Source organism: Prauserella flavalba (assembly GCF_003202235.1).
Lineage (GTDB): Bacteria > Actinomycetota > Actinomycetes > Mycobacteriales > Pseudonocardiaceae > Prauserella_A > Prauserella_A flavalba.
On the sequence record NZ_MASU01000024.1, the window covers coordinates 41,114 to 66,948 of the forward strand.

A 25,835-nucleotide genomic window follows, 5' to 3' on the forward strand; every position below is an offset into this window, starting at 1 on the left:
AATCATGAACAACCCTGAAATTTCGTTTTCCGAAGATGCGCACTTGTTCTTCAGGCAGAATTTCCGTTACGGGACATGGGACGGTGAAGACTGCGCCCGAGATAATGACTGGTCCGGATTCGGGTTCGTGCTCGGATCGGGCGGTGACCCGCTGCCAATTCCCGGCGATTACCTCACCGGGCACCAGTGCGCCCACCTGGCGGACGTGTCCAACGGGCACGCGGCGGTGCGGCTCATGGAGGAAGCGGCACCCGGCAAAGCGGCCGAGTGGAACGGCCTTCTCGCCTACGACTACGGCGATTCCGCCGCACGTGAGGCCGCCGACCGTATCGGTGCCGCTCTCGCCGGATACCCGCTGCTCGACGACGAAGACCTGTCAGAGCGGGAATCCGAGAACGCCGCGCGCGTGCTGGTCGACTGCTACGACGTGCCCGAGGAAATCGCGGCGGACGTCGTTTCGGCGCTGAGCGATGACGGACAGACCTTGTGCACCGACTGTCACGGCTGGGATATCGACCACATCATGCCCGAGCTGGGATATCGGCAATGCGTCGAGTGTGACAAGTGGCTCGAAAGCGCTTGTGATGAGCCGCTGCATTACGACTGCGCCGAATACTACGCAGAAGACGACTGCGAATGCGTTTCGGCCATGGTCGACGGATACCGACACGGCAATCACACCGTAACCATGTCGGACGTTCGCGAAACATTGCGTGGCTGCGAACACTGTTACCCCGTTGTCTACCCCTACGGCAAAAACGTGGCGTAACGAACGCGGCCCGTCAAACGGCACTAGGAAAAGGAGTCACCGTGGATACCAACAACCCGGTTGCCGGAAGCGAGCAGGACCGGCAATACGCGATCTTTCGTGACTACGCCGACCAGCACGGAGCCCGGCGCGCGTACCAAGCATTATCCACCATGGGTGTCCACCATGAACTATTAGTGAGCCTGGTCGTGCGTTATCTCGCCGAATCGGGCCCACAAGGGAATGACCGGCCCGACGACGAAACCGTATTCGCCTACGGCACCGAGCACGGACACGTGCGCGTGATCCTTCGGTGGCGCGGATTGTGGCGCGGGTTGGCGTTCTGCTCGGTTGAGCCCGACGAAACCGAGCAATGGCACCGGCATTTCAGCGATGCCGAACGGTGGCTTTCGCAACGTGCCGCACTAAGCCGGGCAGAAGAATCCATGCGATCTCACTACCGCAACTAGCCGCACCGCGTTGTGCCGTTTCGGTGCCGCGCGCGTTCGCGTGCGGACGCCGTGACCGCACAACGGTTTCCGTATCACATCCGATAACGAAAGTGGGTCTGTCATGTCCAAAGAAACCAGCGAATGGCTCAACAACAATGTGTTGATTGGGTTCACCGACAAGCGCGGGCACGCGTGGCACTACCGGGCATCGGCGCAAGGCAGCGAGCCGAACCACTACGCCGGAGCAATCCCGGTCGCCGATGTGCAGCGGCGCTTGTTCCACTGGACCGCCGAACCGGAACCGGTGCTTGTGGCGGGCAAGTTCGGCCTTCGCCGCGTGCCCAACAAGCAAGCCATCACCGCATCGGATACCGGTGACGTCCTCGGGATCTTCGCCGACGGGTACACCGTGCACCAGTACCAGGAATGGCTACTGGACAAGGTCGGCACGATCCTGGACGACGGTCTGTCGATCGGTTCCGCGGGCCTGCTGCGCGACCGCCGACAGGCCTGGGTGAGCGTGGAAGTGCCCGAGAACATCACCACCCCGGAAGGCGTGGAGTTCCGGCCGAACCTGGTCGCCTGCACCAGCCACGACGGCAGCCTTGCCACCACCTACAAGCGCACCGTGACCAACGTGGTGTGCGACAACACGATGTCGGCAGGGCTGCGCGAGTACGGCCAGCAGTTCAAGGTCAAGCACTCCAAGAACGGCAAGTTCCGCATCGTGGAGGCCCGTGACGCGCTCGCGATGGTCCACACGGTGGCCGAGGAATTCGCCGCCGAGGTCAAGGCCCTGTGCGAAACGACCGTGACCGACCAGGCATGGCGCGCCTTCCTGGACGCACACACTCCGGTGCCCGAGGAAAAGGGACGCGCCCGCACTACCGCGACGAACGAACGGGCCGCGCTCAACCGGTTGTGGAACACCGACAACCGGGTCAGCCCCTGGCGCGGTACCGCGTGGGGAGTGGTGCAGGCCATCAACACCTACACCCACCACGAAGCGATCGTGCGCAACGCCTCCCGCGCCGAACGCAACATGTCCCGCGCGGTGGACGGAAAAGCCGACGCGCTCGACCAGGACACCGTGACCACGCTCGGCAAGGTGCTGGCCTCGGTCTGAAAAGGACTGTCGCCGCTTCGGTGCCCGCGCGGCCATGCGCCGCGCGGGTGCCGTGGCCGCGAGATGGCCACAGCCGACGCCCGAACCAATTCCGGCGCACACAAATCCGCGACACAGGAAGGAAAACGAACCCATGGACATGCAGGCATTTGCGGTAGCGATGGCGGAAGCGCTCGACGGGACGTGGACGGTCGAACCGGGCTACCACGGTCACCGCGACCGGGTCCTGATCGGCCCAGATGGTGAAGACGTTCACGTGTGCTACTCCGACTGGGAGAAGGCACCACGGCTCAGGCTTTCCGCCAGCCTCCCGGCCGAACTAGCGACTATCCGGAACCGCCACGGAAACCCAGCGCCATTACACGAAATTACGGTGTCCCCGGCCAAGACACCCGAAACCGTCGCCGCCGAGACTGCCCGGCGGCTGCTGCCCGGCTACCGGGCCACCCTCGCGGAAACCCGCGAGCTGAAACAACGAATCGATGACCAGGCCGCCGCACGCGACCGGCTCGCGCACGCCATCGCGGACCCGCTCGGCGCGACCGTCCAACCGCCCGGACTCAGCCCGCTCGGCTGCGACCCGCAGGAAGCAATCGTGCGCTACCAGGGGCCGCTGGCCGGCACCGCCACGGTGCCCCGCAACTGCAAGCACGTGGCGTTCGCCTTCTCGGTCGCGTCGGACGACGCCGCCAAAGTCGCCGCGTTCCTCGCGACATTCCCGCACACCGACCACCCGACCAAGTCCGAACCGGAAAGGAAACCGACGGACCAGGAGATGCCGCACTTCACTCGAGACCAGGTTTCCCGCGCCGTCAACGACGGTGCCGACCTCGTGATCGACGAAGTGGCCACGCGCGACCGTGACGACGACCTGATCAATCTCGTTGTGAACGCCGCGCTCACCCGCCTCGACAACCCCACCGCTGACCTGGACCAGGTCATCACCGAGTGCTACGACACCGAGCCCTCCGAGGTCCGCAGCTGGTGGAGCGACTGGTCCTGACCACCCAGCCCACGAACTCAATCCAGAGAGGACAGAGGGACCATGAGCAAAGGCACCATGAGCGGCGAGTGCGGAACCCCAGGGTGCGACAACATCGGCATGGGGATTTCCATTGCCGTGTCACACCCCAGCGTCTACCGGTGCAGCACGTGCCTGGACTGCATCAACGCGCTGGCCCCGCGCTGGACACCCGGTATGACCGACCGCGACGCCTACGACGCCCGTACTGACGCGATCGGCGAGATGGACGCCGACACCCTCCGCAGCGAAGCGGCACCTATCCTCACGCGACTCACCACGGCCCGTGACGCGTACGCCCGGCTGGCCGACCTGATCGGGGCCACCGCCGCACGGGACCTGGTGAGCGCTATCGTCGATGCGGGAGACCGCGTCATTGACGTCACGGTGACCAACTGGTGGGCCGCGTACCGCTGGCCCGCACACCACCGGACCACCGCCCCCGAGCAGGAGCGGTTCGCCTTTACCCACGCATGGCCCATCACGGTCAACGGACTCGGCATCGGCACCGTCCGCCGCATCACCGAAGGGGACCGCGAGCGCTACACCGCCCGCGACCTCACCGGCGGCAGCATCCGGCCCGACCTTCCCGCCGCCGAGGAACCCACCTACGGCACACCGCACGAGGCCGCGCGCGCACTCGCCGCCTGGGCCGCCCGCATGGGATGGGACCAGGACCACTGACCCGCCCGCGTTTGTCACCCGCCCGCTCGCCGCCTCGCCGCCACCGACGGCGGGGCGGCGAGCCCTGCCCACAGGAGCACCACCGATGAATCACCAGACCGACCACGACCCGCTCGCCGAGGCCCGCGCCGAGGCCGACCGGAACCGTGCCCGCGCCGACGCGGCGGAAGGGCTCGCGGCACTGCGCGCTGCCAGCCTCGCCGAACTCGCCGCCTACGCCGAAGAGCTGCGCTGCCAGGTCGCCGACCTCACCGACGACGCGCACACCCTGTTCAAGGCCACGCCCTACCCACCGGACGGGCTGCGCTACGTCACCGCGCGCATGAACCGCCTCGCCGACACCATGGCACGCGCCGCCGCCGGATACACCGGAGTCCGCGCCAAAGACATGGCCTACCCCCGCATTCTCGACGACCTCGCCGCGCACGGATGGGCCGCCCGCCCCGATCACGAACTCGACGGCACCCTGCCGCCGATCCCGTCCGCCGAATTGGGCGAGCGGCGCGGTTACCGGCGCGGCTGGGTCCGGGACGGGCACACGCTCACGTTGTGGTTCACCGGGCCGCACGGGCTGGCCTACGCCGATTCCAGTGAGCGCGGACGCCTGTTCGAGACCACCGAGGTTCGCGCTGTGATCACCGGCGAATCCGGTGCAACCGACCGTGCGCCCGTCACCCCGGGGCAACCACTCGACGCGAGCTATGCCCAGGTCGCCGAGTTCTTGCACGGGATGGGGTGGACCGGCCCCGCGGACACCTACGCCTGCGATGAGCACGGCATCCGGTGCACCACCGGGCCCGGCGTTCACGCCACCTGGACACGCCCCAGCAATCCGCAGGTCGAGCTGTCCGTGTGGGGCATCGGCGACGAGCCCGCCCACGCCCGCTACTGGGCCGGGCCCATCACCTCACTCGTCCAGCTCGCCCGCATCACCCGCCACCGCTGACCACCTCGCGCCCCAAGAGCAGCCGCGCAGGTGGGACCGCGTCGCGCAGAAGCACAGGAAAGCCAAGCAACGCAGGAGAAACAGCCATGACCGCATCAACAGAAAGTGACCCCGTACTAGACATTCTCGGCGACATCACAAAAATTTTCGGCTCACTGTTCGACCAGATGGACTGGGCCGAGGAGGAAATCGCACGAGCGATCACCACTAATCCAGCTGAGGCGGACACGCTCTACCACGGTTTTTCGCTGCTCACGCCCACGCATGAGCGCATGTCCCGCGAATTCGTGTTCCGGCCGCACTGCCGCGAAAATCCTGAATCGGGTCGTCAACGGCGCAGACACCAGACCGGGCACGGCAGTCGAAGTGTGCTGCGCCTGCAGCGAAGTCAGCACGATTGCCCCGATGCGATCCGCTGCCGCCGGACTGTACGCCCGCATGTGGGCCGCTGCCTTCCCCGATGCTCGCGTGTTCGGTGAGCGGCAGTTGCACCACGAAGCGCTGGAAGGCTCGACCATCGACGACCTCGAAGCCGATGCCCGCCGCCGACTCGCGGTCAAAGATCGCATACTCGGCACCATCGAATGCGCCGGACGTCACCACGGCGAAATCGTTCAATGCAAATACGCCGGAGCTTGACCGCCACCCGTGCAACGCGCCGCCATGCGCGCGGATTCGTATCTACCTAATTCCATTACTGAAAGGGCATCGTCATGGCCACTGGAGCCGTCGTCAACGCGGCAACTCGACTCGATTGCGGACATGTTTCGGTGCCCGACGGAATCGGCACCGGATTCGCGACCGACTCCGCTACCGGCGCGACCATCTGCTACGCCTGCGCCACCGAACGACAGCGCGACGCACTCAACCACGCGACCCGTTTCGCCGCCTACGTCGCCTGCGACAGCGTGACACTCACGACCTGGTCAGGCGGGCATCTCGCCACCATCGACCCGGCCGACCGGCACCAGGCCGGCGAACGAGCCACCACGCCAACCGGGCACCGCTGGACCCGCTTTACGTGGCACGCCACCGACGGCGACGGCGGCCGATGGTTCGGCGTCAATGGCGGACCGGGCCTCGTGGTCTTCCTCCGCCGCCTCCGGGTGTGCGCCTGGCAAACCGAATTCGGCGACGGTCGCCCGCCGCGCTACTGCCATCGGCGCGCAACCCAACAGGTCAGCAGCGCACCGCACACCCTCTGCTGCCGCCAGCACGCCCGCATGGCGCGCGATCTCTATGCCTGGACCACCCAGCCGATCACCACCACCCGATAACGCCTCTGTGCAAGGAAAGGATCTGCCATGTTCACACCGAATCTCACCGCGACAGACGGCGACGTGTACGTCGCCCTCGCCGACACCACACAGACGTTCCCAGCAACCATCGAAAACGAGCGTTGGAACGGATTTGCTGTGCCCCGGTTCCGGCGCACTGTCGCCGAGGCCATTGCCTTGTGGCTCAACACCATGCACGACCACGACCCCGACGAATGGCCCGACACCGCCACTTTCGACGGTGACGTGCTGACGGTCCTCGAAACCGAGGAGCACAGGCCGGACCGGATCGAGCCGGACGAGAACAACCGCTACGCGATCGGCTATCGCGGGTGGTGCTGGGAACTCACCGCTCCGCCAACCGATCCGCAGGCTGATGCCGGTCTGCTGGCCGACTCCGCCCAGCTCGTGCCCGAGGACGACGAAATCCTGGTCACGATCAACATCGACGGTACGGACCCCGCCTTTCCTGCGCTCGCCTCGGAGATCCATGGGTGGAGCAGGGCTGGATGCCCCCGCTTCCGGCGCACCGTGGCCGAGGTGGTCGTCGCCTGGATCAGCGACACCGCCCGCAAATACCCGGGAAGGATCTGACCTCGCCTACTGGGACGGCGACACGATCGTCATGGTCGACCACCAGGCCATCGGCGAAGACGGATACCTGCCTGACCGGATCACCGCCGCCGAAGACGGCCGCTTCTCGATTGGTGCCAACTTCGAGTGGGAGCGCGCGGACTGACCGGGCCGGTAGCCGACCGCGAAGCGGGGCCCGGCCATCGCGGTCAGGAGGGGCCGTCCCTGACGGCCCCTCCGCTTTTCGCAGCCATGCCTTCAACCGGCGGCTGTGCCGCGCAGATGACAGATCGAACGACAGCGGACACAGAGGAAAGCCATGCATGCCAAGTCAAATCGCGTACGTCCACTCGGGCCTGTCGCTATCGACAAACTAGACCCGACGATGTTCGCAGGTGACGGCGAGCCCCGGGACACCGCCAACCAGGACGACATCATTCACGACAACACCCGCAAGGCCGGATTCGCTGCAACTGCCATCAACGCCTATGCCGCGCAGGTCGGCGGCGGCTACGAGACCTTCCACGCCCTCATGAGCGACTTCTTCGCAGACCTGCACCACCTTGCCGACGCCCTCGACATCGATCTCGCCGCCGCCATCAACGACGGCCGGGACGACTACCTCGCCGAGATCGGCTGCGATCGATAGCCGCCGAGCAGCGACAGGCCCGGCGGAAACGGAAGAAAGAAAGGAAAACAGCAATGACCGAAGTGAAACTGACCAAACTCACCAACGATAATGTTCGGGCGCTCAGGGAAACGATGAGCAGCGAGCAGGCGGCGAAAGTCCGGCAGGCCCGGCCCCCCGCCGTCGCGGCCGACCGAGACGCCCCGCCAGCATCCCACGTAAGAACCACGAAGCCGCATCCTGGCCCGTCGGCCGCACGTCGCTCCCGGCCACATCAATGACGAACAAAATCCGCCTGTGGGGACGGCATCCGATGTCATCCCCACAGGCCCGCTGTCCTGATTGGAGATCCGTATGAGCGCCCAAGAATTCCGTATCTCGTGGACATTCATGCAGAAGTTCGCGATGACACTCACGGTGGACGAAGCCCGCGCCGTCTTCACGCCCGATCCGTCAGCCGTAAACCAAGACGCGGACCGCGCCCGCCAGCAGCTCGCAGTGAGTGCGACGATCGAAGAGCTGCGGGACCTGCTGCAGAAGAACCCGACTGTTCTCTACGACGCGATGTGTTCTGTGGAGGACGACGAGGTCGAGCACGTGCGCCGCCTCGACAGCATCGAGATCGTCGGGTGAACGCGCATGGGCCACCACGACTGTCACGAAAAGACGGATGATCCGGACCTGGCTCGCTACGACATCATTCTGGTGAATTCCAGTGGCGGCAAGGATTCCCAAGCGATGCTCGACGTCGTCTGCCGCCGCGCGGCTGACGCGGGAGTTCTGGACCGGATCACGGTCCTGCACTGCGCGCTGGGGCGCGTCGAATGGCCAGGAACCGCGGACCTCGCTAGGCGGCAAGCCCTGCACTACGGCGTCCGATACGAGGAGCGCCACCCAGAGCAGGGAGACCTGCTGACCCAAGCCCGCCAGCGCGGGCGCTGGCCGTCGGCCACAGCTCGCTACTGCGCCTCTGACCAGAAGCGCGGCCCAGCAAGGAAACTCGTCACGCAGTTAGTCAACGAGCTAGGCACGATCAACCGGCCCGCTCAGGTGCTCAACTGCATGGGCCTGCGTGCCCAGGAGTCTCGCGCACGTTTGAAGAAGTTCCAGCAATGTTGCGCTGGCTGCATCACGGGTCCGGCGGGATTTGCCTGTGAGGTGGCGCGTGGCCGGTTCGCGCGACGACCGAGTTCTATCACGTGCCCGCCGTGTTGATCGAGGCGTGGTCCGGAACATCGTTTGAGATGGTGTAGCCTGCGCGCTATTGGTGCGTTCGGTGCATCATAGGGGGGCGATCTGGGACGACCTTGGTTGCGGAGGGTGACGATTGGTCGATGGGGGACGGACTGCGGGCCTCCGCCGTTCCGGCGTGTCGTCTGTTGTGCCTGGGGTTGCCACGTTGCATGTGGTGCCGGGTGTGTCGATGCTGCGGCCTGCGGAGGCGGTGTTCGAGAAGACCCTGCAAGGGTTCGCTGATCACCAGCGGGCTCGGCGGTTGACGAAGGACACGGTGCGCCAGCGGTTGCGGATGGCTCGGCAGGTGCAGGGGGTGGCGGACGGCTATCCGTGGGAGCCGGTGTGGAACCGGGGTCTGTTCGATCGGTGGTCGGCGATGCTGGCCGACAGCGTGGCCACGTCCACGATGCGCAAGTACCAGAACGATCTCGCGCTGTATCTGGCGTATCTGAGTGATCCGGCCTACGAGTGGCCGCAGGTGTGTCAGGGGTTGTTCGGCAGGTTCAACTCGTTCGCGCTGCGGGATCTGAACGCGGTCCGTCATGCGCAGGAGTACATCGGCAAGCCCAGCGGGAATCGGCCGCTGGCCCGCGAGGAGATCAAGCGCCTGTTCGGTTCCATGGAACCGGAGATCCGGCGGCTGCGGGCGGAGGGGCACAAGGGCGCGCTGACTGCGGCTCGTGACCTGGCGCTGTTGACCACGCTGTACGGCTGGGGCCTGCGGCGACGGGAGGCGGCGCGGCTGGAGACGCACGACTGGCGGAGGCAGGCGAAGCTGCCCGAGTTCGGCGACCTGGCGGCGCTGGCGGTGCGGTGGGGCAAGCCCAGCGCCGGGCAGCCGCCTCGGCGGCGGATGGTGATCTCGGTGTGGCCGTGGGCAGTGCAGACGGTGCAGGTCTACCTGGAGAACGTCCGCCCGCTGTTCTATGTCGACCGCGAGGACGACGGCGTGATGTTCCCGACCGAGCGCGACGAGATGATCTCGGAACGGGCCGTCAACCAGCGCTTCCAGCACTGGCGCGAACTGGCGGGCCTGCCGGATCATCTGGGCCCGCACTGCCTGCGGCACACGTACGTGACCAGGCTGATCGAGTCCGGCTACGACGGGCAGTTCGTCACCGACCAGGTCGGTCACTCCCACTCGGCGACCACGGCGATCTACACGGCGGTCAGCAGCGATTTCAAGAACCTGAAGGTCCGTGAGCACCTGGACGCGGCGGAGGAAGCCGCGTTGCAACGTGCCTTCGCGATGGCCGAGACGGAGGCGGAGATGGACGACGACTTCAGCGATCACGCGTCAGGTGAGCCTGCTGGCCGCCGGAGGAGGGTGCGATGAACGCGGTGTCCCGGCCAGGGCCGGACGAGCAGAACGACGACGTGCAGGCTCGGCAGCCACGCTACGAGTGGCGACTGCGGGAGCTGATGGCGGTCCGCAAGAACTGGTACACCACCACGAAGCTGATCCCGGAGTTGCGCAAGTACGGCTTCGAGTTCGACCGCAGCTCGATCTATCGCCTCGTCAGCACCGAGCGTCCGCCGAAGATGCCGATCGAGTTGATCCTGGCCCTGTGCAAGATCCTCGATTGCCGGTTCGAGGACCTGGCGGTGGAGATCGAGCCGCACCCAGCCGTCGAGGAGCCACCGCGCTGCGGCCCGCGGCCGGCCGTGCCGGACATGCCGTTGTTGTCCGCGGACTTCTTCGACGCCGAGAGCTGACCGAACACGGGTAACGCACGTGGGGAAAGGGCGAGGTGTCTGCGCCGGCTGCGGACGCGACCGCTCGCTGGTCACCAGCGGGCTGTGCCATACCTGCTACCACGCCCGCCGGGACAAGGAGACCTGTGTCGGGTGCGGCCGACTGACCGTCCCGATTGGACGCACAACCGAAGGGGCGTGGTGCCAGAACTGCAACGGAAAGCGCCGCGCCGAACCGTGCTCGCTGTGTGGCCGGTCCGGGCGGGTGGCCGCGCGGCGCGACGGGCAACCGGTGTGTCGGCGGTGCTGGCAGCGCGAGCGGCGCGTCCCTCAACCATGCTCGGTGTGCGGGCGGACGATGAAAGCCACGAAGAACACCGCTCAGGGCCGGGTCTGCTACACCTGCCACCGCAAGACGCTTCCCCGCGAGCCGTGCTGGGTGTGCGGCAAGGTCGTGCTGGCCACCGCCCACACCGAACAGGGAGCGTGGTGCGAGCGGTGCCGCCGGACGCATCTGGCTGAGCCCTGTTCACGGTGCGGTCAGACAGCACCGGTCACGTCCGCGACGACGAGGAACGGCCGGTGTGCCGGCGGTGCTGGCAGCGCGAGCATCAGCGGCCTCTGCACCGGTGCGTCGACTGCGGCGAGGACAAGCCGGCGGCGCGGCTCACCGACGAGGGCTCGCTGTGCGAGAAGTGCGACAACCGGCGTGCGCCAAAGCTGCTGTGCCCGCGCTGCGGGAAGACCCGCAAGATCGGGATCCTGAGCACCGGTGTCTGCCGGGTCTGCGCCCGGCAAGCCATTCCGCGGCGGCCGTGCCGCACCTGCGGCCAGACCCGGTTGGTGGCCTACCGCGACGCCGACGGTGAACCATGGTGTGACCGCTGCCGCCGCCAAGCGCAGGCGGAACCGTGCTCGGGCTGCGGCGCCCGCAAAGTGGTCTGCGCCCGTGACCACAATGGACCGTGGTGCAAGGCGTGCTGGGAAGCGGTGCGGCCTGGCCCGCCGTGCACCGACTGCGGGCAACGACCGTCGATGCCTGTGCCCGGTGTGGACGGCGTGGCCAGGTGCGTGCCGTGCTACCTGGCCGCCCAGGTGCCGTGCGCGCGATGCGGAACCACCGCCCGCGCCGAACGGCATTGGCCGGAAGGCCCGGTCTGCCTGTCCTGTGTGGACGCCGTACGGCTCACGCACGAGCACTGTCACCGCTGCGGTCAGCTTGCCGGGGCGTTCCGCCGCGAGCCCGCCGGGCCACTGTGCCCGGACTGCGCGGGCGTCACCTTCTCCTACCGCTGCCCGACCTGCGGGGCCATGGGCCGTCTGCTGCGCGGCCAGTGCCTGCCCTGCACCGCGCGTCAGGACCTGATCGAGGTGTTCACCCAACCCGACGGGCAATCGGCAGCCTGGTTGGCGCCGCTGGCCGAGCTGCTGGAGAACTACGACAACCCGTACTCGCTGTGCCTGTATCTGCGCCGGCCCGGCGGACAACTCATCCGCCGGATGGTGACCGGCGAACTGGCCTGTTCGCACGAGGCACTCGACGAGCTCCGGCAGACCACCGCGGTGCAGCACCTGCGCGGCCTGCTGGTGCTCGCCGAGATCCTCGAACCCCGCGAGGAAGAACTCGCCCAGCTCACCCGCGACGTCCAGACCCTGCTGGCGCGGGTGACCGCCCCGCAGGACAAGACCATCCTGGCTCGCTACGTCCGGTGGCACCTGATGCCCTTGGCCCACCAGCGCGCCGAACAGGACACCAATTTCACGTACTACCAGCGCGAACACCTCGGGCGGAAGCTGGATGCTGCCCGGCTGCTGCTGAGCTACCTCCGCACCCGCGGGATCAGCCTGGCCGCCCTGACCCAACCCGTGGTGGACCGCTGGCTGATCCGCAACCGGCCCCGCCAGCGCTACGCGCGCCCGTTCCTGCTGTGGGCCGCCACCAACGGCCTGGCCCCGGCCCACGTCGCGATCGGCACCTCGGCCCACACCGGCAACCGGGAGATCATGAGCGAGACCGACCGCGTCCTGCTCGCCGTCACGCTGGAGACCGACGACACGCTGGCGCTCACCGATCGGGTCGCCGGCTGCCTGGTCCTGCAGTACGGACAAAGCTGCTGGCGGCTGGTCAACCTCACCGTCGACGATGTCCTCGCACACCCCGACGAACCCGGCATCCTCGGCCTGCAACTCGGCCGCGACCCCTTGTGGCTCCGGCCCCGGCTGTCCGCACTCCTGCACCAGCTCGTCACCCACCGCCGCCCGCTCGCCGGCGCGCTGAGGCACCGCCCAACGCCCTACCTGTTCCCAGGGCTGCGCCACGACCGGCCAATGGCCTCGGCCACGCTTCAGACCCGGCTGCGCAAGCTGGGCGTCCCCAGCGCCCGCACCGCCCGCAACGGCGCCTGGCTGTCACTGGTCGGCTCGGTCCACTGGAAGATGCTCGCCGACCTGCTCGGCGTCGCCGACACCACCGCCAGCACCTGGCACCGGGAGAACGGCGGCGACCGCGCCAGCTACGTCGCCAGCCGCCTGCGCCAAGGGCAGAGCATGGCAGGCCCCGAATAACCGGCGGCCCGGTGCGCCCAGGTGGGCCCGGACGACACCGGGGGAAACCGGCGCGAAGTGGCCCCATGTGGTCGGTTTAGACGCCGGATTCGTGGATAGCGGCTTGACCTTGCCCCGCGGGCAAGCCCCTACGTTCGGTGGCATCGCGGGTCGGGCGCGCCCCGAGCGGGCGCTGCTCGGTCCGGCACGACAGGCAGATGTTGCGGAACCGAAGGAGGTTGGTGATGGCGGTCGCGACCGTGGACGAGACGAACAAGAGCACACGGGCCCGCGTCGCGCCGGACACCGCCTGACCCGCAACCGGGTCAGGCGGTGTCGGCGGTCTCGATGATGCGGCAGACGACGGCGTCCTCGCCGCGGCGTTGGCTGTCACGGGCAGCGCGGCGGGCCTCGACCAGGGTCCGGCGCATCGCGCGCAGATCGGAGAGTTTGCGGTCGATCTCGGCGATGTGGGCGTCGAGCAGGGTGGTGACCCGCCCGCAGGGGGCGGCGCCGCAGCGCTGCAGGTCCAGGATGTCTTTGATCTCGCCCAGGGTGAGGTCCAGTGCCTTGGCTTGGCGGATGAACCGCAACACGTCCACGTCGTCCCGGCTGAACGTGCGGTACCCGGCGTCGGTGCGTTGGGCGGGCGGCAGCAGGCCCTTGGACTCCCACAACCGCACTGCCTTGGCGCTGACTCCGGCCGCCTCCGCGGCGGCCCCGACAGTCATCTCCATCACATGGCTCCCTTCCGACGCACTCCAGTCTTGACCTTACCCCTCGGGCAAGGTTCTAGCGTGATGTCAGCGAGAGAAAGAGCAGCTCAGAAGCGTGGAGGAGTCCCGTGATGGAGTCGTGGGTGTTGCAGGTTGAGGGGATGTCGTGCAGCGGGTGCGAGCAGCGGATCGGCGCCGTGCTGCGCCGGGTCGACGGCGTGTCCGGCGTCGTGGCCGACCACACGTGCGGGCGGGTCGAGGTCCGCGTCGACCCGGCGGTCACCGACCGCACCGTGTTGGTGGAGCGGATCGAGGCCGCCGGCTACCACGTCGCCGAGGAGGTCTCGCGATGAGCCTCGTGACCGAAGACCGCCCGCAATTGTGGGCGTCGGAGCCCAGCGCGACGCCGGGCCACGAGCGGATCCGGGCCCGGATCGCCGGGCTGCACTGCTCGCTGTGCACCGGCACGATCGAGAAGGCCCTGGGCCGGATGGACGGCGTGGACACGGTGGCGGTGAGTCTGACCCACGAACAGGCCCTGGTCGACTACGACCCGCAGCGTGTCTCGCCGGAGCAGATCCTCGGCACGCTGCGGGATGTCGGCTACGAGCTGTATGACCCGCGCAAGCTGCGCCCGTTCGAGGAGGAGGAACGCGACCTCGTCCGCGAGGGCGCCAGGTTGCTGGCGGCGATCGCGGCGAGCCTGACTGCGATCGGGTTGATCGCCACCGTGACCGGGATCTGGTCGGTGCTGGTGCCCGCGTCGGTGGTGGCGTTGATGGTGCCGTTGTCGTTCGCGTTGCTGCGCCCCGCCGGGAACCTCAAGGCCCTGGCCGGGGCGGTGGCCATCGTGACGCCCGGCGTGGCGGCGCTGGTGCTGCGGGCGACCGGGGTGCTGGCCGAGCCGCTGATCGGGTGGCTGGCCGGGGTGTTGGCGGTCGGGGTGGTGGTCGGGGTGGCGCCGCACATCCTGCGGATGGCGTATCAGTCCGCCCGCCGGGGCATCCTCAACCAGCACGTGCTGCTGGAGGTGGGCGCGTTCGCCGGCATCGCCGGCGGCGTCATCGGCCTCACTGGGGTGCTGCCGGGGTATCCGACGGCGGCGTTCTTCGCGGTGTCGGTGCTGGTGGCGAACTATCACATCTTCTCGGAGTGGTTGTCGCTGCTGGTCAAGACCCGCTCCAGCCAGTCGGTCAAGAAGCTGCTCGATCTGCAACCCGACCTGGCCCGCGTCGTCGACACCGACGGCGGCGAATCCGAGGTTCCGGTCGAGGACGTGGCGCTCGGACAAGTGGTGCGGGTGCGGCCCGGCGAGCGCATCCCGCTGGACGGGCGGATCCGGTCCGGGGCCTCCGCGATCGACCTGTCCCTGGTCACCGGCGAACCAATCCCCGCCGAACGTGGACCTGGCGAGGAGGTCGTCGGTGGGTCGATCAATGGCACCGGCAGCCTGCTGATCGAGGTCACCGCCAGCCACACCGAAGGCTTCCTCGCTCAGGTCGTCCGGCACGTCGAAGACGCCCGCGCCCTCAAACCCGGCATCCTGCACCTGGTCGACCGGGTGCTGCGCGTCTACACCCCCACCGTGCTCACCATCGCCGCGCTGGCCCTGTTCGGCTGGCTGGCCGGCAGCTGGGCGCTGGCCGGGGAGCCGGATGTGCGGCGCGCGGTGTTCGCCGCGCTGTCGGTGCTGGTGATGGGCTACCCCTGCGCTGTGGGCATCGCCGCGCCGCTGGCCATCGTGCGCGGCACCGGCGCCGCCGCCGACCGCGGGATCGTGATGCGCACCGGGGAGGCGTTCCAAACCTTCAGGCTCGTCACGCGGATCGTGCTGGACAAGACCGGCACCCTCACCCAAGGTCGCCCCACTGTCCGCACGGTCGATGCCCTCGACGGCGACACCGATGGGCTGCTGGCCGTGGCTGCCGGGGCGGAGGGCCCGTCGGAGCACCCGCTCGCCCGTGCGGTGGTGACCGCCGCCCGCGAGCGCGGGCTGATCGTGCCCACGGCCGAGGAGTTCGCCTCGGTCACCGGCTCCGGTGTCCGCGCCACAGTGCACGGCCGGGAAGTGCTGGTTGGCCAGCCCGCGTTCCTCACCGACAACGGCCTTGATCTCACCGCCGTGACCGGGCGGGTCGACCAGTTGCAGGCCGCCGGGCACACCGTGATCGTGGTCGCCGTGGCAGGCACGGTTGAGGGGTTGATCGCGTTGGGCGACGAGGTGCGCGCCGATGCCGCCGAGGCCGTGGCGCGCATGCGGGCTGTCGGAATGGACCCGGTCCTGGTGACCGGGGACAACGAACGCGCCGCGCGGCGGGTCGCCGACCAGCTCGGCATCAGCCAGGTGCGGGCGGGGGTGCGCCCGGAAGGCAAGGCCGAGATCGTGCGCGAGTTGCAGGCCGACGGCACTCGCGTGGCGATGGTCGGTGACGGCATCAACGACGCCCCCGCCCTGATGCAGGCCGACGTCGGCGTCGCCGCCGGTGGTGGCACCGACATCGCTGTGGAATCCGCCGACATCGTGCTGCTGCGCGACGAGGTCACCGCGGTGCTCGACGCCCGCGAGATCAGCGACCGCTCCTACCGCCGCACCCGCACCAACGTGGGGCTGGCGTTCACCCTCAACGGTATCGGTGTCCCGCTGGCCACCACCGGCCTGGTGTATCCGGTGTGGGCGATGATCGCGATGGCCGCCTCGGTCACCGCCATCTTCCTCAACTCCATCGGCACCCGACCCTCCCTACTGGTCCAGGCCATCAGCAGCGTCGGTCGGCAAGGACGTCAACACGACGCCGAACAGGCCGAAACAGAACACCAGCGGGCAGCCGCCTAGCGACTACGCGTCGACGGGCGGGTAGGTCCAGCCGGCCTCCCGCCCGCCATGCACGCCCTGACAGCGAAGGAGCGAGTCATGTCCTCGTTTCCGATCCTCGCCCACGGCGACATTGCGGCGGCGCTGAACCGGCCCGACTTGGTGCTGCTGGACTTCTGGCAAGCCTCCTGCGCACCCTGCCGAGCGCTGGAGCCCAGGCTGGACGAGTTCGCACGCGTCCACCCCGGCGAGTTCAGCGGCTACCGCGTCGATGTCGACACCAACCAGGCCACCCCGGCACAGTTCGGAGTGCAGTCCATCCCCACCCTGGTGCTTTTCCGCGACGGCCGGGAAGTGGCACGGCTGGACGGACTCATCCGTGTGGCCGACCTGGAACAAGCCCTGCGGGATGCACAGACCGGCAACCAGTGAGGACGGCCAGCCGCACACCTGGATGCTGGCCCGCTACCTCGTCGCCGGCACACACGATCGGCGCTGGGCCACCGTGGTTCGCGAATCGCACTGTCGGTTCGACCCGCGTGGGGTGAACGGCCAACCCGCGAGTTGACCTTCCCCCGGGGGCAAGCTTCTACGGTCAGCTCGGCAGACACAGCACGGTCAGCGTCACGGCAACCGGGAGCGGCTCCAGCGGCCGATGCGGTGGCGTGGCGTTGTCGTGGTGGGGAAACAGCAAACGTGCGTAGGGAGAGAACGCGTGGATCGGATTCGGATGAAACCAGCGCCGCGCGGCGCGGTGGCGAGCATCGTCGGGGTGACGTCGGTGGCGACATTCCTGTCCAATCTGAGTTCCACCGGCACCTATTTGGCGGCACCGGAGATCACGCGGGCCTTGGGGGTGGCTCAGCCCGCCGCGATCGTGACCGTGATCGCCTATCTGGTGCCCTTTGCCGTCGTGATGCCGGTCATCGCCAAGCTCGGCGATGCCTTCGGGCACAAGCGGCTGCTGCTGGCCGGGCTCGGCCTGTAGCGGCCGGGTCGCTGGCGACCCCCGCGGTCCCGCAGTTCTCCGCGTTCCTCGCGCTGCGGCTGGTGCAGGGGCTCGGCGGCGGCATCATGCTGGTGTCGATGGTGTTCATCGCCCGTCAGCTCGCCGACCGGCAACGGGAAACCGGGTTGGGGATCTGGCGGGCGGCGCTGTTGGCCGGCACCGTCGCCGGCCCGCCGATCGGGGGCTACCTCGCCAGCCTGCTGGGCTGGCAGGCGATCTTCTGGGTCACCGGGCTGGCCGGCGCCGCCACACTGGGCTGGGCGGCCGTCACGTTGACGGAACTGCCCCGGCAGCGGCGCCGCCGGTTCGACTGGGTCGGCGCCACCGCGTTCACCGTCAGCTTCTCCGCCCTGGTTGTCGGGCTGGCCGCGGCCGGGTTCCTGCGCACCATGGGCGGCGGTGCCACCACCGGCCCGGTGGCCGCCCTCAGCTCGCTCGCCCCCGTCTTCCTGGGGATCTTCGTGGTAGGGCTGGCGGTGCTGGTCATCAATCAGCGGGTCAACGCGCAGCCGTTGTTCGCGTCGTCGCTGTGGCGCAACCGGCAGTTCCTGCTGGGCAACGCGGGCACCTTCCTGGTGTGCGTGGGGATGTTCTCGGCGATGATGTTCACCTCGCTGATGCTGCGCAACGTGTTCGACCTTCCGGCGGTGCAGGCATCCAACGCGCTGCTGCTCATGACCGTGGGGGCGGTGGTCTTCGGCGTGTGGGGCGGGGCCCTGGCCGGCCGGTTCGGACCGGGGTTGCCCTGGGCGAGCGGGTTCGTGCTCACCGCAGCCACATTCGTCGCGCTGGCGGTGCTGGTGTCCCCGGTGGCCTCGGCGGTGTGGCTGTTCGTACTCGCGCCGCTGTCCGGCGCCGGGCAGGGCCTGCCGCTGGGCCCCACCGCGTCGGTCGCGCTCCGCGACGTGCCCGACGAGGACACCGCGGAGGCCACGGGCTGGTTCGACTTCTCCCACAACATCGGCCGCGCCGTAGCCATCGGCGGCCTGGGTGCGCTGTTCGTGCCCGGTGACGCGGCCAGCTACACCCTCATCTTCTGGGTCAGCGCCACACTCACCGCGCTCGGGGCGGCCCTGGTGCTGGGCATCAAGCGCCCCGCATCCGCTACCCAGGCACAGCCCGCTGCTGCGACCTGACCCGGCCCGCTTCCGCACCGGTGTTTGCCCCGGCGTGCCGCGCGCGGCGGCGCCGTTGGCTAGGGCAGGCGTGCTGTACAGGACAATCAACGCAAAGGAGTGCAGATGTCTGATGAGGTGGTCTCGCCCGCTGCTCCGCGGGGCATGCTGGCGCTGCTGACCACTGCCGCGTTTCTGATCTTCGCGCAGATCTTCATGGTCGCGCCGATCCTGCCGCGGCTGGCGGAGGTGTTCGACACCGCGCCGGGGTTCGTCGGGCTGGCGGTGCCGGCCTATCTGGTGCCCTACGGGGCGATGACGCTGGTGTGGGGACCGCTGTCCGACCGCGTCGGTCGGCGCCCGGTCATCCTCGGCTCGCTTGTGGCGTTCATTGCGCTGACCGCCGCGACCGCGCTGGTCGACAGCGCCGGGGCGTTCATCGCGATGCGGCTGGCCACCGCGATCGGGGCCAGCGGTGTCGTCCCGATCGCGCTGGCCCTCATCGGTGACCTCGTCCCGTTCCACCGCCGCGGGTACGCCCTGGGCTGGCTCTTCGGCGGCATGGCCGGCGGGATGGCGGCAGGCGCCGCTGGCGGTGCACTCGGCGCACCCCTCCTCGGCTGGCACGGGCTGTTCCTGACCGCCAGCGTCAGCGGGCTCATGCTGCTGACCGTAGCGCTCGCGGTACTGCCCGCGACTCCCCGGCCGACCACGGTGCCGCCGCTGCGGGCGGTGGCGGCCGGCTATGTGGCGCTGTTGCGCCACGCGCGGGGACAACGCACCTACGGCTACGTGCTGATCAACGCCGTGCTGCACTCCGGCATCTACACCTGGCTCGGTGTCTACCTGCACCAGCGGTTCGGTCTCGGCGAGTTGGGCATCGGCCTCACCCTCCTCGGCTACGGCATCCCTGGGCTGCTGCTCGGCCCCGTCATCGGACGCCTCGCCGACCGCTACGGCCGCGCCCGCATCATCCCCGCTGGGCTCGCTGTCGGCGCCGTCTGCGCCCTACTGCTGGCCATCCCCCTCCCGCTGCTGGCCGTGCAGGCCAGCATCATCACCCTGTCCCTGGGCTATGACATGACCCAGCCACCCCTCGGTGGCATCGTCACCGATCTACCCGGCCACCGGGGGCAGGCCATGGGCCTCAACGTCTTCACCCTGTTCACCGGCATGGGGTTCGGCAGCCTCGCTTTCGAAGCGGTGTTACTGCCCGGCGGATTCCCCACCGCCCTGCTTGTGTTCGGCGTGGCCGCGGCACTGGGCGCCGCACTCGCCGTCCCCCTCTTCCACACCGAACAACCCCGTGCCGCTGTCGAGTAGGTAATTGTCCCGGCACCACCCAGGCGCAGTGAGCCCAGCCTCGGTGGCGGCAACGCCGGGCTGATGGCCGCCCACCGCGTGCCTGCAGCCGGCCGCGAGGTCATGGCGAGGCGGGATGAACCGCCGCTCAGGCAAACGCCCTCGACCGTCGCGTTAAGACTCGCGGTCCTCATGGTCGTGGCAGTGCTACGCGGGCGCGTTACTACTGAGGATCCCGGCCAGAGGCTGACCGCCTCTGTACTTGCGCCCGCAAGCAGAACCCCGAGCGGACCACACGCACGTGACCAGGAGTCACCGCAGGGTTGGAGCATTCGGCGCGGACGAGCATTGCTCGTTGCCAGCAGGCGAAGCTGAGTCCGGATCACACCGCGAGCAACGGCCGACGCGAAGTCAGCACGTGGCTGCCCATCCACGAGTGGACCGAAACGGAGGTATGGCAACACATTCGCGCTAGCGGTGTGCCCTACCACCCCGCTTACGACGCCGGAATGACCCGGTTGTCGTGCTCTCTGTGCATTCTCGGGAGCCGCGCGGATCTCCTGCGCGCCGCACGCCTTCGGCCAGACCTTGCGGCCGAGTACGCACGGATCGAGGACGAGATCGGGCATCGGTTCCGCAACGACATGTCGATGGCGGAGATCATCACCGCCGCAAATCCTTAGTGGACAGTTCCTGTTCTGAGTCCTCCCGAGTTCCGATAGTCCGCTGTTCGTATCACGAACGCTGAGAACGATTGAGGTTCGCCATGCCTGCATCCGATGACATCTCCGCGCACGACTTTTCTTGATGCGCGCGACTGAGCCACCCACGCAATCCGTCGGCGCCTACGCCGCAGTCCACGGCCCAGTGGAGGCCGCCGACCGCATCCGCGCCGGTTGTGCACCCCCGGCGGTGCTCGCCGAGGTCGCACAGCCTGAACCCGATCTACGCGACGACCTCGCCGCACTCGAGGCGGGGCATGCCAGGCTGCTCACCCCCGAGGACGACGACTGGCCGAACGCGGCGGCGCACGACCTGGCCGCCTCCGGCACGGGAGCGCCGCTGGGCCTGTGGGTGTGCGGTGACCCGCAGCTCGGAGTCCTCACCGCTGGACCGGTGGCCGTGGTCGGCTCGCTGGCTGCCAGCCCGTATGGCGAGTACGTCGCTGCGGAACTCGGGCAAGGCGTCGCCGATCGGGACATCGCCATTGCCAACGGTGCCGGGTTCGGGGTCGAAGCGCACGCGCTGCGGGGTGCCCTGAGCACCTCCGGACGCGGCCGGTGCCTTGTCGTGCTGGCGTGCGGTATCGATGTCGGCTACCCCGCCGACCACGGTCCGCTCTTGCGGGAGATCACCGACTCCGGCGGAGTGCTGGTCACCGAGTACCCCCTTGGCACGAAACCTCGCCGCACTCGTGGCTACGCACGGCAACGCCTGGTCGCCGCGCTGAGCGAGGCCACGGTGATCGTCGAGGCCGGCCGACGCAGCCCGGCCCTGGCTGTAGCGCGTACGGCGTCGAGGCTCGGCCGCCGCGTCTACGCGGTCCCCGGACCGGTCACCTCGGCGACGTCGGCTGTTGACCGGACTACTGAGCGACACGCCGACCAGGCGTACACGTGGCTGATCTCTAGCCGGTAGAACACGTGCAGCTTATGAAGGAGGCTGCGTGAGTCCGGTGGATGGAGCTGAGCGCGATTTGGGGTCGCTTCGTTTACCTCGGTGGGGGCGGGTCGTCGCTGTCGAAGGCGTGGTGCCGTGGTTGCTGCTGGATCCGAGCGGCACGGCGGTGGAGCCCGTCGAGCGGTTCCTGCGGGATTTCGCGACGCGTAACCGGCCTGCGTCGGTGCGTAGCTATGCCTATGACCTGCTTCGCTGGTGGCGTTGGTTACAGGTCGTGGACGTCGCGTGGAACCAAGCCACTCCCGCCGAGGTGCGGGACTTGGTGCTGTGGATGAAGCAAGCCGCGAAGCCTCGCCGATCACCGAGGACGGTGTCGGCATCGATCGCGGGCACGGTCAACCCCATCACGCGCAAGCGATATCTCGGCGATCAGTACGAACCGACCACGGTCCGGCACTCGAATGCCGTGCTGCGCAGCTTCTACGATTTCTGGTTAGACGTCGGCGAAGGACCGTTGATCAACCCGGTGCCACTTCACCGCGCGCCTGGTCGCCGCCCGCACGAGCATCACAATCCGCTGAAACCATTCCGCCCCGAAGGTCGGTTGCGTTACAACCCGAGTCTGGCCAAGCGCAAGCCGCGAGCGATGCCTGACGGTCAGTGGAACGAACTGTTTGCCGGACTGCGGTCCAATCGGGACCGCGCGATCGTGGCGTTGGCGATCAGCAACGGGGCCCGCGCTGCCGAACTCCTCGGCGTTCGAGGAGTCGACCTCGACTGGGGCGACCAGCTGATCCGAGTGGTTCGCAAAGGGACTCACGTCGAGCAGTGGCTGCCGGCCAGCCCGGAGGCGTTCGTCTGGCTCCGCCTCTATCTCGCTGACCTCGGCGTTGCGCTGGAGCCGAACGAACCGATATGGCGGACACTGCGTCGCCGTGACCACGGTGATGGGCTACGCAGGCAGCCGCTGAATTATGAGGCGCTGCGGGCGGTGTTCCGGCGACTCAATGTCCTGCTGGGAACTAACTGGTCGATGCACGATCTGCGGCACACCGCAGCGATCCGGATGAGCCGCGACGGTTCGTTGTCCATGCGAGACGTGCAGATCATTCTCGGTCACGCTCACCTGTCGACCACCGCCGACGTGTATCTGATCGAGGACGAGGATCAGGTGATCAGCCGCGTCGCGCAACACCTGGCAACCCGCGATCATCGCGAACCGCCAGCGCCGGTGACGACCGGCTACGCCGACGCAGATCTGTCCGTGTTGTTCGGGAGGTCATTGTGACCACAGCCACGAACGCGACGCACACGTCCGCCAGCCCGCTCGGCCGGCATCGCATGCACGACTACCAGCATCTGCTCACCCGCCATCGCGTCGGGCCGCTGGATCGCTTGCCAGCACACGAGATCCTCGCTCAGCTTCCCGAGACACCCGCCTGGTCTTCGCTGCGGCGCAACCGCAGGCTCGAAGCGATCCGGGGCGCTTCGACCGTCTTGGACTGGCTGCATACGCACGACGGCGGCGGCTGGCAGGACCGATGGGTGAACTCCGGCGCCGACAACAACACGGCGTGGATCGCCACACTGGGCCTTCAGGACACGCGAGCCACGGACACCAAACGTGCCGAGCACCTGCGTGGCCTGACCATGCTGCTGCTCTGCCGTGCGGTGCTGCCGAGCTACGATTTTCTCCTCAGCTATCACTCGACCCGGCTGCTCGATCGGGTCCGCGAGTTCATGCGGCCAGACGTGTTCACCCGTGTCGAGCGAGCAGCGATCGAGCGTGGCCTCAGCAGTCACCAGACCCGCGAGACACTGGGTGCGCTGAGCAAAATCGTGCTGCACACCGGCCAGGAGATCGACCAGCTGTCAGCCGACGACCTGCTGGAAGCGCATGTCTGGAGCCTGCGGATCCGCGTCGGGTTCGGCAAGTTCCCCGGACTGCACGCCGCCTGGGACCTGCTGGCCGCGATCGGTGTCTTGCCGGCCGGGTCCAGCCTGAGCAGCGTGGGCCTACGCCGTGGTCCTCGACCGACCGCGGAACTGGTCGACGACTACGGGGTCGTCTGTCGCCCTGTCCGTGATCTGTTGGTTCGCTATCTCGACGAACGTCGCCCAGCCCTGGACTACAGCACTTTCCGCGGCCTGGTCGCGATCCTGGTCGAGCGCTTCTGGGGTGACATCGAGCGGCACCATCCCGGCATCGAGACGCTGCAGCTGCCCGACGATGTCGCGCGCGAGTGGAAGAACCGGCTGCGAACGGTCACCGGAGCTGACGGAACGATCCGGGAACGCAAGAACTTCCACCAGATCCTGATGCGCATTAGGGCGTTCTATCTGGACATCCAGCAGTGGGCCTTGGAGGACGCCAGGTGGGCACCTTGGGCCGTGCCCAGCCCGGTTCGACGGATCGAGATCCAGGGACTGAACAAGGCGCATAAGAGGACGCAGGCGGCCATGCACCAGCGGGTACGCCAGCGGCTGCCGCACCTGCCGTTGCTGGTCGACACCGCAGATCGATGCCGCGCCGAGATGACCGCATTGCTGGCCGCAGCCGAGCGATGCCGCCCCGGGCAAGTATTCGACCATGCCGGCGTCCGCTACCGTCGCGTCGCGCCGAAGACCGCGAAACAGGGGCAACCTTGGCAGCAGAGGAACTACGCCACGCAAGTGGAAAATCTCGTCAGCGGCGAGGTGTTCAACGTGACACAACGGGAGGATGAGTTCTTCTGGGCTTGGGCCGTCATTGAGACGCTGCGACACACTGGTGTCCGCTTGGAGGAACTGCTCGAGATCACGCACCTCGCCTTGGTATCCTATCGGCTTGCCGACAGCGGCGAAGTCGTTCCGCTATTGCAGATCGTTCCCTCCAAAGGGAACGAAGAGCGCCTGTTGCTAGTCAGTCCCGAGTTGGCCAGCGTTCTCGCCACGATGATTAGCCGCCTGCGTCGCGCCAACCACGACAAGGTTCCACTTGTTCGCCGCTACGATGCCCACGAGCGCGTCACCGGTCCGGCGTTGCCGCACCTATTTCAACGCCGGACGGGCACCCGCAATGGCGTGATCAGCCCTGCCACCCTGCACAAGCTGATCAATCTCGTGCTCGCCGCATCTGGGCTGACGGACGCCGCTGACGAGCCACTTGCTTACACCCCGCACGACTTCCGAAAAATTTTCACCTCGGAAGCCGTCGCCAGCGGTTTGCCGGTCCACATTGCCGCCCGGCTACTCGGTCATCACCACATCTCCACGACCGAGTCGTACTTGGCTGTGTTCCAGGAAGACTTGATCCGTTCCTACCGCGCATTTCTCGACAAACGCCGGGCCGTCAGGCCCCCGGAAGAATACCGGGAGCCCACTGACCAAGAGTGGCAGGAATTTCAGCAACACTTCCAATTGCGCAAAGTCGCACTAGGAGACTGCGGGAGACCATACGGATCCAGCTGCCAGCACGAACACAGCTGCGTGAGATGCCCCATGCTCCGGGTCTCACCCACCCAGAGGCCCCGGCTCATCGAGATCATTCACAACCTCAACGCCCGAATCAACGAGGCAAAGATGAACAACTGGCTCGGCGAGGCAGAGGGCCTGCAGACCAGCCTCACCAAGGCCACAGAGAAACTCGTCAGTCTCGACCGCGCCATAGACCGCGCCCACAGCACGACGACTAAACAGGGAACCACTGACCTCGGCATGCCTGTCATCAACCCTCGATGAGGCCCATCGCCCGTCTAGTCCAGAGAACCGGCGGGACCAACGAGCTGCTCCGTACCGGGATGGCCATGGCCGTCACCTGCGCCGACGAAGTCACCGCCACCCGCGGACTCCGATGACGCGCCGGAACCGTGGGACCAGGTCAGCAGGGGTGTGTCGCGACCAGGAATCGCTGGTCACGACACACCCCTGCTGACCGCAGGCTGTCTCGGTAAGGTGTCTAGGGCGACACGGCGACGAACAGATGGTCAGCTACGCCCAGAGGCCGGCCAACCCCCGGGCCACGCGAGAGAGGGCCGCAGATGGACAAGGACGAGCACATCGCGCAGCTGCGCGCCCGCCGACAGCGCATCGAAGCGATCGAAACCGCCCTGGAGAGCATCCGAGACGTGGAAAGCTCTCTGCAGGAGATGCGGGAGATCCTGCTCCAGCAGAGGAAGGTCGAACGAACGGAGCGGCTCACCGATATCCGCGAAGCGGACAAGGCCGGTGTGCCAAAGACCAAAATCTCCAAGGAGGTCGGCCTCAGCCGCGCGAACCTCTACAACCACCTCAAAGGCACCCCGCCGGACGAGTAGCCGGACTCACGCGGCTGGACGATCATCGGAGAACCA

The 25,835-nt window shown here is 67.8% G+C and carries 28 protein-coding genes; 27 read left to right on the plus strand and 1 reads right to left on the minus strand.

Annotated features, from left to right (window positions below):
* Positions 1-4: 4 nt before the first annotated feature.
* From BA062_RS37605 to BA062_RS37665, 16 genes are all read left to right on the plus strand, one after another.
* Positions 5-769 carry a hypothetical protein gene (locus BA062_RS37605; protein ID WP_137096688.1) on the plus strand — a complete coding sequence of 255 codons (765 nt, stop codon included), beginning with the start codon at positions 5-7 and terminating at the stop codon, positions 767-769.
* 41 nt (positions 770-810) lie between these two features.
* Positions 811-1,218, plus strand: a complete 408-nt coding sequence (locus tag BA062_RS39640; RefSeq protein ID WP_137096689.1) for a hypothetical protein — start codon at positions 811-813, stop codon at positions 1,216-1,218.
* A 103-nt stretch (positions 1,219-1,321) separates the two neighbouring features.
* Positions 1,322-2,326: a DUF932 domain-containing protein gene (locus BA062_RS37610; RefSeq protein ID WP_110343911.1), complete on the plus strand. Its 1,005-nt coding sequence runs from the start codon at positions 1,322-1,324 to the stop codon at positions 2,324-2,326.
* 133 nt (positions 2,327-2,459) lie between these two features.
* Complete coding sequence (locus tag BA062_RS37615; RefSeq protein ID WP_137096691.1) at positions 2,460-3,329, plus strand: hypothetical protein; 870 nt, start codon at positions 2,460-2,462, stop codon at positions 3,327-3,329.
* 42 nt (positions 3,330-3,371) lie between these two features.
* Complete coding sequence (locus BA062_RS37620; protein ID WP_137096692.1) at positions 3,372-4,031, plus strand: hypothetical protein; 660 nt, start codon at positions 3,372-3,374, stop codon at positions 4,029-4,031.
* A gap of 85 nt (positions 4,032-4,116) precedes the next feature.
* Positions 4,117-4,977 carry a hypothetical protein gene (locus BA062_RS37625; RefSeq protein ID WP_110343914.1) on the plus strand — a complete coding sequence of 287 codons (861 nt, stop codon included), beginning with the start codon at positions 4,117-4,119 and terminating at the stop codon, positions 4,975-4,977.
* Between the two features lie 86 nt (positions 4,978-5,063).
* Entirely contained in the window at positions 5,064-5,456 is a 393-nt protein-coding gene (locus tag BA062_RS39645; RefSeq protein WP_146240141.1) for a hypothetical protein, read from the plus strand.
* Positions 5,446-5,616 (plus strand): hypothetical protein, encoded by a 171-nt coding sequence (locus tag BA062_RS40080; protein ID WP_168214202.1) that lies wholly within the window; start codon positions 5,446-5,448, stop codon positions 5,614-5,616. Before BA062_RS39645 ends, BA062_RS40080 begins: the two co-directional genes overlap by 11 nt.
* A 74-nt stretch (positions 5,617-5,690) precedes the next feature.
* A complete protein-coding gene (locus BA062_RS37630; RefSeq protein WP_110343915.1) occupies positions 5,691-6,254 on the plus strand; it encodes a hypothetical protein in 564 nt (187 codons plus the stop codon).
* 27 nt (positions 6,255-6,281) lie between these two features.
* The gene (locus BA062_RS37635) at positions 6,282-6,848 is read left to right on the plus strand and encodes a hypothetical protein (RefSeq protein ID WP_110343916.1); all 567 of its coding nucleotides are present in this window, start codon (positions 6,282-6,284) and stop codon (positions 6,846-6,848) included.
* Positions 6,849-7,212: 364 nt separating this feature from the next.
* Positions 7,213-7,476, plus strand: coding sequence for a hypothetical protein (locus tag BA062_RS37640; protein WP_110343917.1), 264 nt, complete (start codon positions 7,213-7,215; stop codon positions 7,474-7,476).
* 333 nt (positions 7,477-7,809) lie between these two features.
* The gene (locus BA062_RS37645; RefSeq protein WP_110343918.1) at positions 7,810-8,088 is read left to right on the plus strand and encodes a hypothetical protein; all 279 of its coding nucleotides are present in this window, start codon (positions 7,810-7,812) and stop codon (positions 8,086-8,088) included.
* 6 nt (positions 8,089-8,094) lie between these two features.
* On the plus strand, positions 8,095-8,670 hold the full coding sequence (locus tag BA062_RS37650; protein WP_206078012.1) for an adenine nucleotide alpha hydrolase family protein: 576 nt from the start codon (positions 8,095-8,097) through the stop codon (positions 8,668-8,670).
* A 208-nt stretch (positions 8,671-8,878) separates the two neighbouring features.
* Complete coding sequence (locus BA062_RS37655) at positions 8,879-10,027, plus strand: tyrosine-type recombinase/integrase (protein ID WP_137096694.1); 1,149 nt, start codon at positions 8,879-8,881, stop codon at positions 10,025-10,027.
* Complete coding sequence (locus BA062_RS37660; RefSeq protein ID WP_110343920.1) at positions 10,024-10,407, plus strand: helix-turn-helix domain-containing protein; 384 nt, start codon at positions 10,024-10,026, stop codon at positions 10,405-10,407. Before BA062_RS37655 ends, BA062_RS37660 begins: the two co-directional genes overlap by 4 nt.
* A 1,014-nt stretch (positions 10,408-11,421) precedes the next feature.
* Positions 11,422-12,951, plus strand: a complete 1,530-nt coding sequence (locus tag BA062_RS37665) for a hypothetical protein (protein ID WP_146240142.1) — start codon at positions 11,422-11,424, stop codon at positions 12,949-12,951.
* Positions 12,952-13,256: 305 nt separating this feature from the next.
* Here BA062_RS37665 and BA062_RS37675 read toward each other — a convergent pair whose 3' ends face one another.
* Positions 13,257-13,667: a MerR family transcriptional regulator gene (locus BA062_RS37675; RefSeq protein WP_110343923.1), complete on the minus strand. Its 411-nt coding sequence runs from the start codon at positions 13,665-13,667 to the stop codon at positions 13,257-13,259.
* A gap of 122 nt (positions 13,668-13,789) precedes the next feature.
* On the opposite strand from BA062_RS37675, the gene BA062_RS37680 reads away from it, so the two are divergent.
* From BA062_RS37680 to BA062_RS37725, 11 genes are all read left to right on the plus strand, one after another.
* Complete coding sequence (locus BA062_RS37680) at positions 13,790-13,999, plus strand: heavy-metal-associated domain-containing protein (RefSeq protein ID WP_228714207.1); 210 nt, start codon at positions 13,790-13,792, stop codon at positions 13,997-13,999.
* A complete protein-coding gene (locus BA062_RS37685; RefSeq protein ID WP_110343925.1) occupies positions 13,996-16,479 on the plus strand; it encodes a heavy metal translocating P-type ATPase in 2,484 nt (827 codons plus the stop codon). The genes BA062_RS37680 and BA062_RS37685 overlap by 4 nt, the downstream gene beginning before the upstream one ends.
* A gap of 78 nt (positions 16,480-16,557) precedes the next feature.
* Complete coding sequence (locus BA062_RS37690) at positions 16,558-16,890, plus strand: thioredoxin family protein (RefSeq protein WP_158303193.1); 333 nt, start codon at positions 16,558-16,560, stop codon at positions 16,888-16,890.
* 283 nt (positions 16,891-17,173) lie between these two features.
* On the plus strand, positions 17,174-17,446 hold the full coding sequence (locus BA062_RS40880; RefSeq protein WP_228714213.1) for a hypothetical protein: 273 nt from the start codon (positions 17,174-17,176) through the stop codon (positions 17,444-17,446).
* Between the two features lie 11 nt (positions 17,447-17,457).
* Positions 17,458-18,603, plus strand: coding sequence for an MFS transporter (locus tag BA062_RS37695; protein WP_228714212.1), 1,146 nt, complete (start codon positions 17,458-17,460; stop codon positions 18,601-18,603).
* A 105-nt stretch (positions 18,604-18,708) separates the two neighbouring features.
* On the plus strand, positions 18,709-19,905 hold the full coding sequence (locus BA062_RS37700; RefSeq protein ID WP_228714208.1) for an MFS transporter: 1,197 nt from the start codon (positions 18,709-18,711) through the stop codon (positions 19,903-19,905).
* Positions 19,906-20,207: 302 nt separating this feature from the next.
* Positions 20,208-20,567, plus strand: a complete 360-nt coding sequence (locus tag BA062_RS37705; RefSeq protein ID WP_228714209.1) for a phosphoadenosine phosphosulfate reductase domain-containing protein — start codon at positions 20,208-20,210, stop codon at positions 20,565-20,567.
* A gap of 124 nt (positions 20,568-20,691) precedes the next feature.
* A complete protein-coding gene (locus BA062_RS37710; protein ID WP_110343929.1) occupies positions 20,692-21,522 on the plus strand; it encodes a DNA-processing protein DprA in 831 nt (276 codons plus the stop codon).
* A 121-nt stretch (positions 21,523-21,643) separates the two neighbouring features.
* Positions 21,644-22,792: a tyrosine-type recombinase/integrase gene (locus BA062_RS37715; RefSeq protein WP_245960227.1), complete on the plus strand. Its 1,149-nt coding sequence runs from the start codon at positions 21,644-21,646 to the stop codon at positions 22,790-22,792.
* The gene (locus tag BA062_RS37720; protein ID WP_110343930.1) at positions 22,789-25,224 is read left to right on the plus strand and encodes a site-specific integrase; all 2,436 of its coding nucleotides are present in this window, start codon (positions 22,789-22,791) and stop codon (positions 25,222-25,224) included. The genes BA062_RS37715 and BA062_RS37720 overlap by 4 nt, the downstream gene beginning before the upstream one ends.
* Before the next feature lie 299 nt (positions 25,225-25,523).
* Positions 25,524-25,799 carry a hypothetical protein gene (locus BA062_RS37725; RefSeq protein WP_110343931.1) on the plus strand — a complete coding sequence of 92 codons (276 nt, stop codon included), beginning with the start codon at positions 25,524-25,526 and terminating at the stop codon, positions 25,797-25,799.
* Positions 25,800-25,835 lie beyond the last annotated feature (36 nt).